The organism is Bacteroides sp. (assembly GCF_029057325.1).
GTDB lineage: Bacteria > Bacteroidota > Bacteroidia > Bacteroidales > Bacteroidaceae > Bacteroides.
Genome location: NZ_JAICZW010000012.1, coordinates 20,747 through 35,885, shown reverse-complemented (window position 1 = coordinate 35,885; position 15,139 = coordinate 20,747). Strand labels below are relative to the sequence as shown.

At 48.9% G+C, this 15,139-nt stretch carries 13 protein-coding genes; 8 read left to right on the top strand and 5 right to left on the bottom strand.

The window, feature by feature from the left end; all coding sequences use genetic code 11:
- Positions 1 to 41 precede the first annotated feature (41 nt).
- The 3 genes from K2G43_RS00520 to K2G43_RS00510 all read right to left on the bottom strand — a co-directional run bounded on the left by K2G43_RS00520 (position 42) and on the right by K2G43_RS00510 (position 1,350).
- Positions 42 to 872, bottom strand: a complete 831-nt coding sequence (locus K2G43_RS00520) for a hypothetical protein (RefSeq protein WP_300152651.1) — start codon at positions 870 to 872, stop codon at positions 42 to 44.
- Between the two features lie 15 nt (positions 873 to 887).
- Positions 888 to 1,088: a hypothetical protein gene (locus K2G43_RS00515; RefSeq protein ID WP_300152649.1), complete on the bottom strand. Its 201-nt coding sequence runs from the start codon at positions 1,086 to 1,088 to the stop codon at positions 888 to 890.
- Positions 1,089 to 1,200: 112 nt separating this feature from the next.
- The gene (locus tag K2G43_RS00510) at positions 1,201 to 1,350 is read right to left on the bottom strand and encodes a hypothetical protein (RefSeq protein WP_300152627.1); all 150 of its coding nucleotides are present in this window, start codon (positions 1,348 to 1,350) and stop codon (positions 1,201 to 1,203) included.
- Between the two features lie 997 nt (positions 1,351 to 2,347).
- Between K2G43_RS00510 and K2G43_RS00505 the strand changes: the two genes are divergently transcribed.
- The 6 genes from K2G43_RS00505 (at position 2,348) to K2G43_RS00480 (ending at position 10,346) form a co-directional block, all read left to right on the top strand.
- Positions 2,348 to 3,343: a HAMP domain-containing sensor histidine kinase gene (locus tag K2G43_RS00505; protein ID WP_297641506.1), complete on the top strand. Its 996-nt coding sequence runs from the start codon at positions 2,348 to 2,350 to the stop codon at positions 3,341 to 3,343.
- Entirely contained in the window at positions 3,340 to 4,038 is a 699-nt protein-coding gene (locus K2G43_RS00500; RefSeq protein WP_300152624.1) for a response regulator transcription factor, read from the top strand. The genes K2G43_RS00505 and K2G43_RS00500 overlap by 4 nt, the downstream gene beginning before the upstream one ends.
- A 105-nt stretch (positions 4,039 to 4,143) precedes the next feature.
- Positions 4,144 to 5,898 carry an AAA family ATPase gene (locus K2G43_RS00495; protein ID WP_300152622.1) on the top strand — a complete coding sequence of 585 codons (1,755 nt, stop codon included), beginning with the start codon at positions 4,144 to 4,146 and terminating at the stop codon, positions 5,896 to 5,898.
- A 414-nt stretch (positions 5,899 to 6,312) separates the two neighbouring features.
- On the top strand, positions 6,313 to 7,632 hold the full coding sequence (locus K2G43_RS00490; RefSeq protein WP_297641512.1) for a TolC family protein: 1,320 nt from the start codon (positions 6,313 to 6,315) through the stop codon (positions 7,630 to 7,632).
- A 45-nt stretch (positions 7,633 to 7,677) separates the two neighbouring features.
- Positions 7,678 to 8,712: an HlyD family secretion protein gene (locus tag K2G43_RS00485; RefSeq protein ID WP_300152619.1), complete on the top strand. Its 1,035-nt coding sequence runs from the start codon at positions 7,678 to 7,680 to the stop codon at positions 8,710 to 8,712.
- Between the two features lie 38 nt (positions 8,713 to 8,750).
- Complete coding sequence (locus tag K2G43_RS00480; RefSeq protein WP_300152617.1) at positions 8,751 to 10,346, top strand: hypothetical protein; 1,596 nt, start codon at positions 8,751 to 8,753, stop codon at positions 10,344 to 10,346.
- Here K2G43_RS00480 and K2G43_RS00475 read toward each other — a convergent pair.
- Both K2G43_RS00475 and K2G43_RS00470 read right to left on the bottom strand, forming a co-directional pair.
- Positions 10,313 to 10,657, bottom strand: coding sequence for a hypothetical protein (locus K2G43_RS00475; RefSeq protein WP_300152615.1), 345 nt, complete (start codon positions 10,655 to 10,657; stop codon positions 10,313 to 10,315). The two genes, K2G43_RS00480 and K2G43_RS00475, sit on opposite strands and share 34 nt — an antisense overlap.
- Positions 10,658 to 10,680: 23 nt before the next feature.
- Complete coding sequence (locus K2G43_RS00470) at positions 10,681 to 10,965, bottom strand: hypothetical protein (RefSeq protein WP_300152613.1); 285 nt, start codon at positions 10,963 to 10,965, stop codon at positions 10,681 to 10,683.
- A 7-nt stretch (positions 10,966 to 10,972) separates the two neighbouring features.
- Here K2G43_RS00470 and K2G43_RS00465 point away from each other — a divergent pair, with 7 nt between their 5' ends.
- Together K2G43_RS00465 and K2G43_RS00460 are read left to right on the top strand one after the other, a co-directional pair.
- Positions 10,973 to 12,943, top strand: a complete 1,971-nt coding sequence (locus K2G43_RS00465; protein ID WP_300152611.1) for an ABC-F family ATP-binding cassette domain-containing protein — start codon at positions 10,973 to 10,975, stop codon at positions 12,941 to 12,943.
- Positions 12,944 to 12,972: 29 nt separating this feature from the next.
- Positions 12,973 to 15,009, top strand: a complete 2,037-nt coding sequence (locus tag K2G43_RS00460; protein ID WP_300152609.1) for a M13 family metallopeptidase — start codon at positions 12,973 to 12,975, stop codon at positions 15,007 to 15,009.
- The last annotated feature ends 130 nt before the right edge of the window (positions 15,010 to 15,139 follow it).

Genomic DNA, 15,139 nt, shown 5'->3' with positions numbered 1-15,139 from the left:
AATCACTATCGAACGTATTGTGCTATCTGTATGTCGGTAACTTAGTTGTAACAAGAAATCATTTTCTCATGTGTATCAATATAAATAGAAGAGAAACGCTTAAAAAATGGTAATCCAATCACATGCTCTCCCTCTGAAAAAGAAATGATGGCTTCTTTTACTCTTGTATTATTTACTAAGCACTCTCTTTTTGTATATAAATCTATTTTAAACAGCGTGTTTTTAAAATTGTAGCATGTATCTTTCCGGAAGAACTCAATGTTTAATTTGTCCTCATAACCTTTGGGAAGAATAAAATCGCTTCTTGTATATCCAGTATCAATAATGACATCTTCTACTAATATGGAATCCAATTGTAAATCTATTACCCATCGGCTTTCTTTCTTTCGATAATTAAAGATCATATCTGGAATTTGCTCAGATTTGTAAAATTGGTTATTTATCGTCTGCCTCTTAAAGTCAATATTCCAATTTGAATGATTAATAATATCTGTCCCCAAAATCCCATCAATATTTTTTATGCCAAAGGATTTCGGTAAAATCATTACCGTTTGAAAAAATCTTCCATCGTTTAACAGGCCGGGATATAGTAGTAAATATTTCTTAAGTTTTATTTCATTCCCATATATATCTGTAGCTATCGCATTATAGAAAAAGGAAGTAGAGTTGGGTATTGTATCAGTATATAGCAATGTAATATCTGCACCTGTATCAAATACAAAATTCATTCCGTTAACTGAAAGAACCATGCAATCATCATCATTGAAAGTCGTATCTATAGTAGGATATTTTTTCCTAAAACAAAAGATAACAATCAAACTGATTAGTGATATTGCAGCGAACAATACTTTTATCCACTCCCTTTTTCTCATGTTACTAACAAATTGTTATTTGTTTTGAATCGAATCACCTATGGCCACATTGTTTCCTGTACCTTGACCGGTTGAAACATGATTGTTAGAGCACATAGAAATCGTTATACTACCAACAGCCAATACAGCCCATACCAACAGCGACCCGCCATTAACTTCATTCATTTCTTGTACGCTCATTTCTTGCATTGTTGCAAATTCATTAGTCTTTTTCATAAAATTACTTTTTAAATTGTTAATAATATACTTGTACTACTGCAATAGTCTTCTTTTTTTTATACTTTCAATTTTATTAGGAAAATCCAAATATTTATCCTTTCAGTTTCCTTTACCAGCAGATAATGTATTCGGCAAGCGGGCCATAGATTTCACGAATCCGTTCCAGTTCTTCAGGAGTCGGCTCGCGATAGCCGCCATTCACGTTTCTCACTTCTGCTTCATTCAGCAAAATGCACTTGTTCTTTTCTTCTTTTTTCATAATTCTTCTTTTTTTATTGTTAATACTAAAGTTTGTTGTTCTTTTGATGCTGCAAAGATAAGCAGTGTATTTTTGGACTTATGTTAGCTTTATGTTATCATTAGGTTAATATGCTTTAGTGTTAATACTGAATTTGTTTCTTTTTGATGCTGCAAAGTTGGGGAATATCTTTCAGGCTTTGTGTTATCCTTATGTTATCGTTAGGTTAATAAGGTTTCGATTCTTAAATAACTTTCTTAACTGATTTCAAATATCAAAGGATAGCCATTCTTGTTGTTTGATAGGTCATTCCTTTACTACTATTTTTACCCTTACACCATCAATGATGACCCAATCATAACTTTTGTCACCTCCGAAAATAGCTTCGGCTTCACTCTTACTTAAATCTCTGATGTTCTCTTTCATATTTTTGTATTTTTGATGTATTGATTAATAAACTGGCGCAAAGTTATAAGTTCGTCAACTTCTAAAATGTTACTTTTCCGTTATCGTTAGGTTAACATTTCAAATAAAACCAATATATTTGCAACCGTTTTTTAAGTTCGTGTAGATGAAGTCGCAAGAAAAAAAAGGTAAAGCAAGGATGCTATATGATAAAATTATGGCAATAAAAAGCAGAAAATCCCCAAATAGGGGAACGTCCTTCTCTGCTTATATTGTCATATTTACCGTTTTAGGTTTGGTTGGAGCGTTGGCTTTACAATCCATTTGGCTGTATAATACCTATATACTTGTCAAAAATAACATTCAAAGAGAAACTACGATTGTAATAACAAAGGCATTAGAAAAAGAAGGAGATATTAGATTTGCGAAAGTTCCTACAGGAACCCGAATTATGAGTGGTCCCACAAAGGATAGTATTCCTGCAGAAACCTATTTTTATGAGCGACTGTCTGATATGGGCTATCCGATGTCATTAAGTAAATTAGACTCAATAATATCTGTTTTGTTAAAAGAATGCGGAATTAAGGATGAGTTCTCAATTGATATGTTTGATATGAGTGATGATGTTATGCAGGGAAAAAGTAGAGATATCGGTTCTTCGTCATTGCTAACAATCAAGTCTAAGGGTTTTCCTATCCGTTCCGACTACACGCAAGTGGTTCAATTGACCCTTGTTAATCCATATAAGACATTTGTTGAGCGCATGGGGTTGCTTATCATTGCTACTATCATCATCTTGAGTTTTGTTGTCGGTTGCATTATTTATCAAATCAGGATGATATATCGGATGAACAAGATAGCCCGCATCCGCGAAGACTTCTCCTATGCTTTGATTCATGACATGAAGTCTCCACTGAGTTCTATCTTCATGATACTGAACTTTCTTCATAGCGGAAAACTCGAAGGGAAGCCCGAAATGAAAGAGAAGTATTACCGGATAGCGGAAAGCGAAGCGGAACATTTGCTGGCACTTACCAACAAGGTGCTCACCATCTCCAAACTGGAGAACCATAAACAGGAAATAACGAAGGTAAAAGTGTTGCTGGCACCCATCCTAAAGGAACTGGCGGATAAGTTTATTGCCCAATCCACCAAGGAGGTGCGCTTCGCTTTCGACCTGAAAGTGGAGGAAGTCTATGCCGAGGCCGAATACCTGAAAGAGATATTCAGCAACCTGATAGACAACGCCATCAAATACTCCAAAGAGTCTGTGGAAATAAGAATCAGCTCGGAAAACCGCGATTCGAATACCATCATCAGGGTGCACGACAACGGGCTGGGCATTGCCGACAAATACCAGCGCCGCATCTTCAACAAATACGAGCGGGGAGCCGCGGAGCGACGGATACGGAAAGGCGGTGCCGCAGGTTTCGGTCTGGGACTGAACTTCGTGCAGCAAGTGGTAGAGGCACATGGTGGAAATATCACCGTGAACAGCATAGAAAGAGAATATACAGAATTTATAATCTATTTACCGAACCGGGAGAATTCGGCCGGAGAGGTCGATTCGTTGGAAGTCTTAACTCCCGATAACTCCTTAAAGATATGATAAAACTTTTATTGGTAGAAGACGATGCCAACCTGTCGTACATCGTGCAGAGCGGCTTGCAGGACTTGATTGGAGGATATGAAGTGGTCACCGCCGCCAATGGCAAGGAGGGGCTGAAAGCCTGGGAAGAGTTTCGGCCGGACATCATCATCTCCGACATCGACATGCCCGTGATGGACGGCTACGAAATGGTGAGGCGTATCCGGGAGACGGACGGCGACACGCCTGTGCTGTTCGCATCGGCACTGGTGTTGCCCAGCGATGTGAAGAAAGGGTATGAGATAGGGGCGAACAACTACGTGAAGAAACCCTTCGTGCCGGACGAGATGGATGCGCACATCCGTGCCATCCTGAAGATGAAGGAGGGGGCAAAGTCCAAGGACGAAACTGGTTGCTGCAAGTTCGGTGCCTACACGCTGAATGCCATGCGCGCCACGCTGCGCAACAACGATACCGACCAACTGAAGACACTGACCGTCAGAGAAGCCAAAATCTTGCAACTGCTCGCCGAGAATAAGAACGAAGTGGTGAGGCGCGAAGCCATCCTCAGTCGTTGCTGGGATACGGAAGACGACTACTTTGCCTCACGCAGCCTGGACGTGTTCATCTCCAAGCTTCGCAAGCTGTTCGAGAAAGATGAACAGATTGAGATAAAGACCGTCAGGGGCGTGGGGCTGATGCTGGTGGTGCAGTGACGCGAGGAGTCCTGTAATTTAGCGACCGACTGTTTGGAGAACTGATAAAAAGGCTTTACCTTTGTTTCTTATTGAAAGCAAACCTCTTAAAAAGGTATAGAAGTTATGAAGGAATATGTAGCCCCGAACAGGAAACGTCTGCCATACGGCATGATGAACTTCGCAGACATTCGCTGCGAAAACTATTACTATGTGGACAAAACACGTTTCATCCCTCTGATAGAAGAGGTGGACCGCTTCTTTTTCTTCATCCGTCCCCGCCGTTTCGGCAAGAGTCTGACACTGAACCTCCTGCAACACTACTACGACATCCTCACTCGTGACCGTTTTGAAGAGTTGTTCGGCGACCTTTATATCGGGCAGCATCCCACGGAGAGCCGCAACAGCTACTTGGTGCTTTACCTCAACTTCTCGGGCATTGTAGGTGAACTGGATGATTACCGCAAAGGGCTGGATGCGCATTGTCTGACGATGTTCGATTACTTCTGTGATATCTATGCCGACTATCTGCCTCAAGGCCTTAAGAAACAGTTGGGTCAAAAGCATGGAGCGGTCGAACAATTTGAATTTCTATACACGGAATGTGCGAGAGCGGGCCAAAAGATATACCTTTTTATCGATGAGTACGACCACTTCACCAATTCCATCCTTTCTAACCCCGAAAGCCTGTACCGTTACACCAACGAGACGCATGGCGAAGGTTATCTGCGTGCTTTTTTCAACAAGATAAAGGCGGGAACCTATTCAAGCATTAAGCGTTGTTTCATTACTGGCGTCAGTCCCGTGACGATGGATGACCTGACAAGCGGCTTCAACATTGGTACCAACTACTCCCTTTCGTCCGAATTCAACGAACTGATGGGTTTCACCGAAGAAGAAGTGCGCGCAATGCTGACCTACTATTCCACGAACAGCCCCTTCAAGCACAGCGTGGACGAGCTGATAGAGCTGATGAAACCTTGGTATGACAACTACTGTTTTGCGCAAAGGAAATACGGGAAAGTCACAATGTACAACTCCAACATGGTGCTCTATTTTGTCAAGAACTACATCATGGATGGCTGTGTGCCCGACAATATGGTAGAGGACAACATCCGCATGGACTACGAGAAGCTGCGTATGCTCATCCGCAAGGACAAGGAATTTGCCCATGACGCTTCCATCATCCAGACTCTGGTGAAGCAGGGCTACATTACTGGCGAACTGAAGCGGGGATTCCCCGCCTCCGGCATGGTCAATCACGACAACTTCGTGAGCCTGCTCTTCTACTTCGGCATGCTTTCCATAGGTGGCCTGTACAAAGGGAAGACCAAACTCATCATCCCCAACCTGGTGGTGCAGGAACAGCTCTACACCTACCTATTAAGTACCTACAACGAGGCAGAACTCCACTTCAGCAGTGACGAGAAGAACGAGCTGGCAAGTCAATTAGCGTACGACGGCAACTGGCGGACTTACTTCGGCTACATCGCCGACTGCCTCCATCGCTACGCCTCGCAGCGCGACAAGCAGAAGGGCGAATCGTTTGTCCACGGGTTCACCCTTGCCATGACAGCGCAGAACCGCTTCTACCGCCCCGTATCCGAGCAGGACACGCAGGCTGGCTATGTTGATATTTTCCTCTGCCCCTTGCTGGATATCTATGCCGACATGCGTCACAGCTACATCGTTGAGTTGAAATACGCCCGGTACAAAGACCCCGAAAACCGCGTGGAGGAACTACGCTTGGAAGCCATTGCGCAAGCGAACCGCTATGCCGAAACCGAAACAGTGAAGCGTCTTGTCGGCACTACGCAGTTACATAAGATTGTGGTGGTGTATAAGGGCATGGAGATGGTCGTGTGTGAGGAAGTTCAGTGACCGAAAGTATCTGTGTTTTGTACATATTCCGTGCCTTTTAGAAGGAACAGTCGGTCTGTAATGGTTTCCCTATCTTGACATTTATAATGTATTCATTATCAATGTAGGGATGCACTCTGGTGTTGCCGGAATGCCAATGGGTGATTGTTTTAAGCCGTATTTCTGCAAATTGCTGAATTCCAATCAGGTAAAGTTGCTGAATAGCTATGCGAGCCTGTAATTTATAGTTAAAAGATGTTATAATATCGCGCCCGTAGGGTCACAACTTACCTCTTAATTTCTTTACCTTTGCTGTCGAAATAACTGAAATGAAGGAAAAGAGAGAGTATATGAAAGTCCGTTTTTATTAGACGATGGTTCGTTATCCGAATAAAGAATAGACAGCAAATTACCCTTTAAAACAAATATATGCTTATGAGTAACAGAACGTGGCTCATGGCACTGTGTTTCGCAGCGCTATGCAGCCAGGGCTTGTATGCCCAACACTCTTCCGGACGCACTTTGGGCATTGAAGAAATGTTCCGTTTGGCAGACACGAACAGCAAGAGTATTCAGACCTACCAAACAGGGCGCGAGGCTGCTGACCAGGCTGTGAAAGCCGCTAAAGCGCAACGGCTGCCCGATGTCGGCGCTTCTTTGTCGTTCAGCTATTTGGGCGACGGACACTTGTGGGACCGTGATTTCGATAACGGAATGAATATCCCTATGCCTCACTTTGGCAATAACTTCGCTTTGGAGGCGCAGCAGGTCATCTATGCGGGAGGTGCCATCAGTAGTGGTATCGCCCTTGCCGAATTGGGACAACAGATGGCTGAGTTGGATTGGCAGAAGAACCGGCAAGAGATTCGCTTCCTGCTGACGGGATATTATCTGAATCTCTATAAACTGAACAATCAGGTGCGGGTGCTTCGGAAAAACCTCGATGTAACGGAGCAACTGATTCGTCACATGGAGGCACGGCGTAGCCAAGGCACCGTGTTGAAGAACGACATCACCCGTTACGAACTTCAGCGGGAGACGTTGAGGCTGCAACTGGCACAAGTGCAGGATTCTCGTAAAATTGTGAACCATCAGTTGGTGACCACGTTGCATCTGCCTGCCGATACGGAGATTGTGCCCGACACTACGCTGCTGGATGAGGAGATCCGGACGCTTGCCGAAGAAGATTGGCAGCAGATGGCGGTGCAGGGTAATATCAGTTTACAGCAAGCCGAGTTGGTGGTACGCATGAGCGAGCAACAAGTGAAGCTGGAACGCTCCGAACGTCTGCCCAAAGTGGCATTGGTGGCTGCCGACCATCTGGACGGCCCCATCACCTTCGAAGTGCCGGTGCTCGACAACAACTTCAACTACTGGTATGTAGGGGTAGGGGTGAAGTACAACCTCTCTTCCCTCTTCAAGAACAATCGGAAACTGAAGCAGGCACATCTCAATGTCCGCCGTGCGCAGGAGGGGCATGAACTGGCGCAGGAGCAGGTGGAAAACGCCGTACAGGCGGGTTATGTCAATTTCCTGACCTCCTTCACCGACTTGCGTACGCAGGAAAAGAGCGCGGAACTGGCTGACGAGAACTACGCCGTCACCGCCAACCGCTACAAGAACGACCTCGCTCTGCTGACCGATATGCTGGATGCAAGCAACACCAAGCTAAGTGCCGACCTCGGTCTGGTGAACGCCCGTATCAACGTGATATACAATTATTACAAGATGCGCTACCTCACCCACTCCCTCTGATTCTTTTTATTTTTCTATTTTCAACTTTCAATTTTCATTTTTATTATGATTGCAAAAAAAACTCAGAAGCTGATATACAACCTCCTTATTATCTGTTTCCTCTTGGGAGGATTGGTTTATGTTTTCGCCCGTTTCATCCATTTGGGCAGTGTGGAGTACACCGATAACGCTCAGGTGAAACAGCACATTACCCCTGTTAATACCCGTGTGCAGGGCTTCATCCGTGAAATCTGCTTTGACGAGTATCGTCCGGTACGCAAAGGCGATACATTGGTCATCATCGAAGATGCCGAGTTCAAATTGCGGCTGGCGCAGGCGGAGGCCGACCTTGCCAATGCCCTTGCCGGCCGACAAGCCACGACAGCGGGCATTGCCACCACGCATAACAACTTGAGCGTAAGCGATGCCGCTATTGAGGAAGTGCGTGTGCAGTTGGAGAACGCCCGTCGTGAATTGTCCCGTTATGAAAAACTCTTGAAGGAAGATGCCGTCACCAAGCAGCAATATGACAATATGCGTACTGCCTGCGATGCCGCCCGGGCACGTTACGAGCAATTGTTGCGTGCCAAGCAATCCACCTCGTTGGTGAAGAGTGAGCAGACGCATCGTCTGGGGCAGAACGAGGCGATGGTACACTTGGCAGAGGCTGCCGTAGAGTTGGCCCGGCTCAATCTTTCCTATACGGTGATCGTCGCTACTTGTGACGGTGTTACCGGTCGTAAAGACATTCACGAAGGACAGCTGGTACAGCCGGGGCAAACATTGCTGGACATCGTGGACGGTAGCGGCCTTTGGGTGATTGCCAACTATCGGGAGACGCAACTCCCCAACATCAAGGAAGGCGCCCGAGTGAAGATGACTGCGGATGCCGTACCGGGCATTGTTTATGAAGGAACGGTAGAGTCCATCTCCGAAGCCACCGGTGCCGCCTTTTCCATGATTCCGCAAGACAATGCCACCGGAAACTTCGTGAAGGTAGAGCAACGCATCCCCGTTCGTATCAGCCTGAAGGACAACAGACCGGAACACTTGCGCCTTCTGCGTGCCGGCTTCAACCTTGAATGCGAAGTCCACTACTGATTTAATTCTTCAATTTTTAATTTTCAATTTTAATTAGCATGTCCTCCACCCCTTCCTTCTCCATGCCCATGTTCCGTGACTTTGTTCCACGGAAGCTACAGCCTTGGATTTATCTTTGCATCGCTTTCACTTTTCAGTTGTCGGGCGGTATCTATCTGGGTGCGCTCAACCAGATGATTGGCGATTGCTCCTTGATGCGTGAAGACCTGCTGATGTGCATGTATAGCATGCTCATAGGTATGTCCTTCTATTTTCCGATTCTGTTTCGCACCAAATTCCGTTTCACCAACAAGACGTTGCTTACGGCTTCGGCACTTGTCATGTTGCTTTGCAATCTTGTGGTGCCCTACATTACTTGCTTGCCGTTGCTCTGGGCGGTGTGTTTTGTCAGTGGCATGGCGAAGATTCAGGGCACCTTCGAGTGTATGTCCAACATCCAGTTATGGATGACTCCCAAACGCGACTTTACCGTTTTCTTCCCGTGGCTGCAGATGGTCATTTTGTGCAGTATGCAGTTTTCCGACCTGCTCACTACTTATCTGATGTATTACTATCATTGGAGTTATATGCACCTGTTTGTCGTGGGGGTGATGCTTGTGGTGTTGCTGTTCTTGTTCACTTGCATCAAGCATTTCCGTTTCATGAAGCCTTTTCCCTTGTTCGGTGTAGATTGGCTGGGCTGGGCGCTTTGGGCGGCATTGGGGCTTGAAGTTACCTACCTCTTCTGCTATGCCGATTGGCTGGATTGGTGGAGCAGTCCCGTGTTCAGGCAGGTGGCGGTGGTGGCTGTGGTCAATCTAGTCTTCTGCCTGTGGCGCATGTTCACCATCCGTCATCCCTATTTGGAACCCAAGATGTGGACTTATCGTGGTTTGTGCCCGGTATTGATACTGATAACCTTGGTCGAAGCCTTTCTCGCTACGGAATACGTGTTGGAAGAGGTTTACTATGAAGAGGTGATGCATTATGCCGAGCAGGTCAGCGTACAGCTCGACTGGTTTGTGCTGGTAGGCATTGTTTGCGGCTGCGTCTTTTCCTATTGGTGGATGCATGTGCGTGGTTGGAGCTACTTGCGTTTATGTACCATCGGTTTAGCCTCCTTGATAGCCTGTCTGTTCGGATTCTATGTCACTCTGTCCACCGATATCCATCTGTATCAATTGGCGTTTCCGGTGGCATGTCGCGGTTTTGCCTATGCGGCGTTGTGCTCGGCCTTCTTTGTTTGCCTGCACGAGCTGATGTCTTTCCAGCACTTCTTTCAGGCGTTGGCTGTGTTCAATCTGCTCCATGCTGTTGTGGGTGGTGTGCTTGGCTGTGCTGTCTATGCTCGCGGGCTGTCCTATTTTGTGCCCGACAATTTTTCCCGTTACGGCGCTTCGGTGGAGCGTGTCGGTTTCAGCCGCGCTCCTTTCGACTTAGGCGGATATATGGAGGAGTTTATTTCGCAGATGATGGAAGTCAGCCTCAAGCAGCTGTATGGCTGGGTGCTTTATGCGGCTATCTTGCTTTTTCTGCTGTTTCTGCTCTACGACATGCCGATGCGCCGCCAATTGAAGCGGATGCCCACTTGGGCCTCGGTGAAGCATGGAATGATGAACTCCTATTGGCGGGTGCGACATGGAAAAATGCCATAGAACAAGATGCTACTGAGCACCATTGCCGCGATGTCATACCAGTCGAAAGTGCCGTGTATGTTGAACAGCCCTAATAGCTCATAGCCTATATAGGTCAACAGGGCATAGATGGTATATTCTTTCACGGAACGCTTGTCGTTGAGTCCATAGAAGAACAGGACCGCGGCCGGTACGCATACGATGCTGCCGATCGTATCGGCTATGTGAAAATCCCGGATATGATTGGCATAGATGTAAGGGCGGTAGGTGTGGGACAGAATTAGTCCTGCCAATCCTATCGACATGCCGGTCAAGGTGTATTTCTTGTTCATGGCTATTATGGATGGTCTGTCATTCAGAACAGAGCGAGAAACCGACCTACCTCTTTACCGGCATAATAAAGGATGCAAAAGGCTAAGGCGATGGCCCCAAAAACAAGCATGTATTTTAGAAACTCATTTCGTTGGACGCTCTTTTTGAATTCCGTGTATAAGTTTAAACACTTCTTGTAGTCTGCTTCTTTGATTGTTTTTTCTTTTTGTGGTTTATATTCAGGCTGGTTTCCTTTTTTGAGGGCGTAAAGATAGGGATTGTTTCGGGATAAAACGCTACCTTTGCAGCCTCTTAACGATAAATTCATTGACATTATGATATCCGTAGAAGGACTGAAAGTGGAATTCAACGCCACGCCGCTGTTCGAAGACGTTTCCTACGTCATCAACAAGAAAGACCGCATAGCCCTGGTGGGCAAGAACGGGGCGGGCAAATCTACCATGCTGAAGATACTTGCCGGCATTCAGCGGCCCACGGAGGGCGTGGTGGCGGTACCCCGCGAATGTACCATCGGCTACCTGCCGCAGGTGATGATTCTCAGTGACGAACGTTCCGTGATGCAGGAGGCGGAACTTGCCTTTGAGCACATCTTCGAGATGCAGGCGGACATTGAACGCATGAACCAAGAGCTTGCCGAACGAACCGACTACGACAGCGAGGAATACCAGAAACTGATAGACCGCTTCACCCACGAGAACGAACGCTTCCTGATGATGGGCGGCACGAACTACCGTGCCGAGATAGAGCGCACACTCCAAGGCTTGGGTTTCTGCCGTGAAGACTTCGATCGCCCCACGAGCGAGTTCTCCGGCGGTTGGCGCATGCGTATCGAGCTTGCCAAGCTGCTGCTGCGCCGTCCCGACGTGCTGCTGCTGGACGAGCCAACCAACCACCTCGACATCGAGAGCATCCAGTGGCTGGAGAACTTCCTTGCCACCCGCGCCAATGCGGTGGTGCTCGTCAGCCACGACCGCGCTTTCCTGAACAACGTCACCACCCGCACCATCGAAATCACCTGCGGACGCATCTACGACTACAAGGTGAAGTACGACGAGTTTGTAGTGCTCCGCAAGGAGCGCCGCGAACAGCAGCTCCGTGCCTATGAGAACCAGCAGAAGCAGATAGAAGACACCGAAGCCTTCATCGAGCGTTTCCGCTACAAAGCCACGAAGGCGGTGCAGGTGCAGAGCCGCATCAAGCAGCTGGAGAAGATAGAACGCATTGAGGTGGACGAGGAGGACAACTCCGCCCTGCGCCTGAAGTTCGTGTGTGGCAGTCGCAGTGGCAACTATCCCGTCATCTGCGAGGATGTGGCGAAGGCGTATGGCGACCACGTCATCTTCCACGATGTGAACCTGACCATCAACCGGGGCGATAAGGTGGCGTTTGTGGGCAAGAACGGCGAGGGCAAGTCCACGCTGGTGAAGTGCATCATGGGCGAGATTGCAGACTATACCGGAAAACTGACCCTGGGACACAACGTACAGATAGGCTACTTCGCCCAGAACCAGGCGCAACTGCTGGACGAGAACTTGACGGTGTTCGACACCATCGACCGTGTGGCGGTGGGGGACATCCGCTTGAAGATACGCGACATCCTCGGCGCCTTCATGTTCGGCGGCGAGGCTTCGGACAAGAAGGTGAAGGTGCTCAGCGGTGGCGAGCGTACCCGCCTTGCCATGATAAAGCTGCTGCTGGAACCGGTGAACTTCCTGATACTGGACGAGCCGACCAACCACCTCGACATGCGCTCCAAGGATGTGCTGAAGGAGGCGATACGCGAGTTCGACGGCACGGTGATAATCGTCAGTCACGACCGTGATTTCCTGGACGGCCTGGCAACGAAGGTCTATGAGTTCGGCGGCGGAGTGGTGAAGGAGCATCTGGGAGGAATCTATGACTTCCTGCGAAAGAAGCAGATAGAAAGTCTGAACGAGTTACAGAAGTCGCCTTCGCTGTCAGCTTCGCCCACCGTCGGAAAGGCGGCGTCGGGCAGTGCCTCCGGCGTGGAAGCGGCACAGCCTTCGGCTGCCAAGCTCTCTTACGAGGCCCAAAAGGAACTCAACAAGAAACTCAAGAAACTGGAACGCCGTGTGGCGGACTGCGAGGCGGAGATAGAGCAGACCGAATCGGCAATCTCCATCCTCGAAGCCAAGATGGCTACGCCGGAGGGCGCCGCGGACATGTCGCTCTACGAGCAGCACCGGAAGCTGAAGGAGCAGTTGGACCGCGTGATGGAAGAGTGGGACGCAGCTTCAACGGAACTGGAAGAAGCAAGAAAATAATCATTAGTGCTTAAAAATAAATATAAAGTATGAAAGCAAATCATTTTTTACCCTTTGCAGCCTTCTGCCTGCTGGCAGCATCCTGCAACACCGGCAAGCAGCAGGCTGAATTGACAGCAGGCATCCAGCTTGCCAATCTTGACACGACGGCAATGCCGGGCAGTGACTTCTACCAATACGCCTGCGGCGGATGGGTGAAGAACAACCCGATTCCGGCCGAATACTCGCAGTACGGTTCCTTTACCATCCTGGCAGAGAACAACCGCAAGCAGATTCAGGGACTTATCGAAGAACTGGCAGCCACTCCGCACGAAGCAGGCAGCGTGGCACAGAAAATCGGCGACCTCTACAAAATTGTCATGGACAGCGTGAAGCTGAACCAGGACGGCGTGGCTCCCATCCGCAAGGAACTCGACCAACTGGCCGCCCTGAAGGACAAGAAAGAACTCTACGCTCTGCTGGGCAACATGCAGAAGAAGGGCATCGTGGCCTACAACGTGATGTACGTTGGTGCCGACGAGATGAACAGCAGCATGAATGCCGTACAGACCTATCAGGCAGGCCTGAGCATGGGCGAGCGCGAATACTACCTGGAGAACGACGAGGCTACCGCCAAAATCCGCGAAGCCTTCCGCGTGCATGTGCAGAAGATGTATCAACTGGCAGGCTTCGATGAGGCTGCCGCCAAGAAGGGCGTGGAGGTAGTGATGGATGTAGAGACCCGTCTTGCCAAGGCATTCCGCTCGCGCACCGAATTGCGCGACCCGCACGCCAACTACAACAAAATGACAATGGGCGAACTGAAGCAGAGCTATCCTACCTTCGACTGGGATGCCTACCTGTCGGCCATGGACCTGAAGGAGGTGAAGGAGGTCATCGTGGGCCAGCCCGCTTCGCTGAAGGCTGCCGCCGAGATTCTGGATACGCTGCCCATCGAGCAACAGGGCCTCTACTTGCAATGGAGACTGATTAACGCCTCTGCCGGAACCCTGAGCGATGCCCTGGTGGAGCAGGACTTCGACTTCTATGAACGTACCATGAGCGGCACGCAGGAGATGCAGCCCCGCTGGAAACGTGCCGTCGGTACTGTGAGCAGCGCATTGGGCGAAGCCGTCGGCCAGATGTATGTGGAGAAATACTTCCCCGCAGCCGCCAAAGAACGCATGGTGACGCTGGTAAAGAACCTACAGGAGAGCCTGGGCGAACGCATCCAGGGCCTGACTTGGATGGGCGACTCCACCAAAGTGAAGGCATTGGAGAAACTTGCTACCTTCCACGTGAAAATCGGTTATCCCGACAAGTGGAAAGACTACTCTACGCTGGACATCAAAGACGACTCTTACTGGGCAAACATGGAACGTGCCAGTGCGTGGGGGCATGCCGAGATGATAGCCAAAGCCGGAAAGCCTGTCGATAAAGAAGAATGGCTGATGACCCCGCAGACTGTCAACGCCTACTACAACCCCACCACGAACGAAATCTGTTTCCCCGCCGGCATCCTGCAATACCCCTTCTTCGACATGCAGGCCGACGACGCTTTCAACTACGGTGCCATCGGCGTGGTTATCGGCCATGAGATGACGCACGGATTCGATGACCAAGGCCGCCAATACGACAAGGCCGGCAATCTGAAAGACTGGTGGACCGAAGAGGATGCCAAGCGTTTCGACGAGCGCGCCCAAGTGATGGTCAGCTTCTTCGACAGCATCGAAGTGGCTCCGGGCGTGCATGCCAACGGCAAGATGACCTTGGGCGAGAACATTGCCGACCACGGTGGTCTGCAAGTGGCCTACCAAGCCTTCAAGAAGGCTACAGCCGCACAGCCGCTTCCCGTATTGGACGGCTTCACCCCCGAACAACGCTTTTTCCTTGCCTACGCCGGCGTATGGGCAAACAACATCCGCCCCGAAGAGGTGCTGAACCGTACGAAGAGCGACGTACACTCCTTGGGCGAATGGCGCGTGAACGGTGCGTTGCCGCAAATCGGTGCCTGGTACGAAGCGTTCAACGTGAAGGAGGGTGACCCGATGTTCCTGCCGGTAGAGAAGCGCGTCTCCATCTGGTAAACACTCATTCTGATATTTCCTTTTTTTTACCCTCATACCCTCATAGCCGTTCGGAATGCCTTTGTTCTTAGGCAGTTCAATCGTGAGAGCGGCTATGAGGGTAAAATTTTGCTCTCACAACCGGCAAGCT

Coding starts and splice junctions, on each gene's coding strand:
- K2G43_RS00520 (WP_300152651.1), bottom strand. CDS start 872: ATGAGAAAAAGGGAGTGGATAAAAGTATTGTTCGCTGCAATATCACTA.
- K2G43_RS00515 (WP_300152649.1), bottom strand. CDS start 1,088: ATGAAAAAGACTAATGAATTTGCAACAATGCAAGAAATGAGCGTACAA.
- K2G43_RS00510 (WP_300152627.1), bottom strand. CDS start 1,350: ATGAAAAAAGAAGAAAAGAACAAGTGCATTTTGCTGAATGAAGCAGAA.
- K2G43_RS00505 (WP_297641506.1), top strand. CDS start 2,348: ATGAGTGATGATGTTATGCAGGGAAAAAGTAGAGATATCGGTTCTTCG.
- K2G43_RS00500 (WP_300152624.1), top strand. CDS start 3,340: ATGATAAAACTTTTATTGGTAGAAGACGATGCCAACCTGTCGTACATC.
- K2G43_RS00495 (WP_300152622.1), top strand. CDS start 4,144: ATGAAGGAATATGTAGCCCCGAACAGGAAACGTCTGCCATACGGCATG.
- K2G43_RS00490 (WP_297641512.1), top strand. CDS start 6,313: ATGAGTAACAGAACGTGGCTCATGGCACTGTGTTTCGCAGCGCTATGC.
- K2G43_RS00485 (WP_300152619.1), top strand. CDS start 7,678: ATGATTGCAAAAAAAACTCAGAAGCTGATATACAACCTCCTTATTATC.
- K2G43_RS00480 (WP_300152617.1), top strand. CDS start 8,751: ATGTCCTCCACCCCTTCCTTCTCCATGCCCATGTTCCGTGACTTTGTT.
- K2G43_RS00475 (WP_300152615.1), bottom strand. CDS start 10,657: ATGAACAAGAAATACACCTTGACCGGCATGTCGATAGGATTGGCAGGA.
- K2G43_RS00470 (WP_300152613.1), bottom strand. CDS start 10,965: ATGAATTTATCGTTAAGAGGCTGCAAAGGTAGCGTTTTATCCCGAAAC.
- K2G43_RS00465 (WP_300152611.1), top strand. CDS start 10,973: ATGATATCCGTAGAAGGACTGAAAGTGGAATTCAACGCCACGCCGCTG.
- K2G43_RS00460 (WP_300152609.1), top strand. CDS start 12,973: ATGAAAGCAAATCATTTTTTACCCTTTGCAGCCTTCTGCCTGCTGGCA.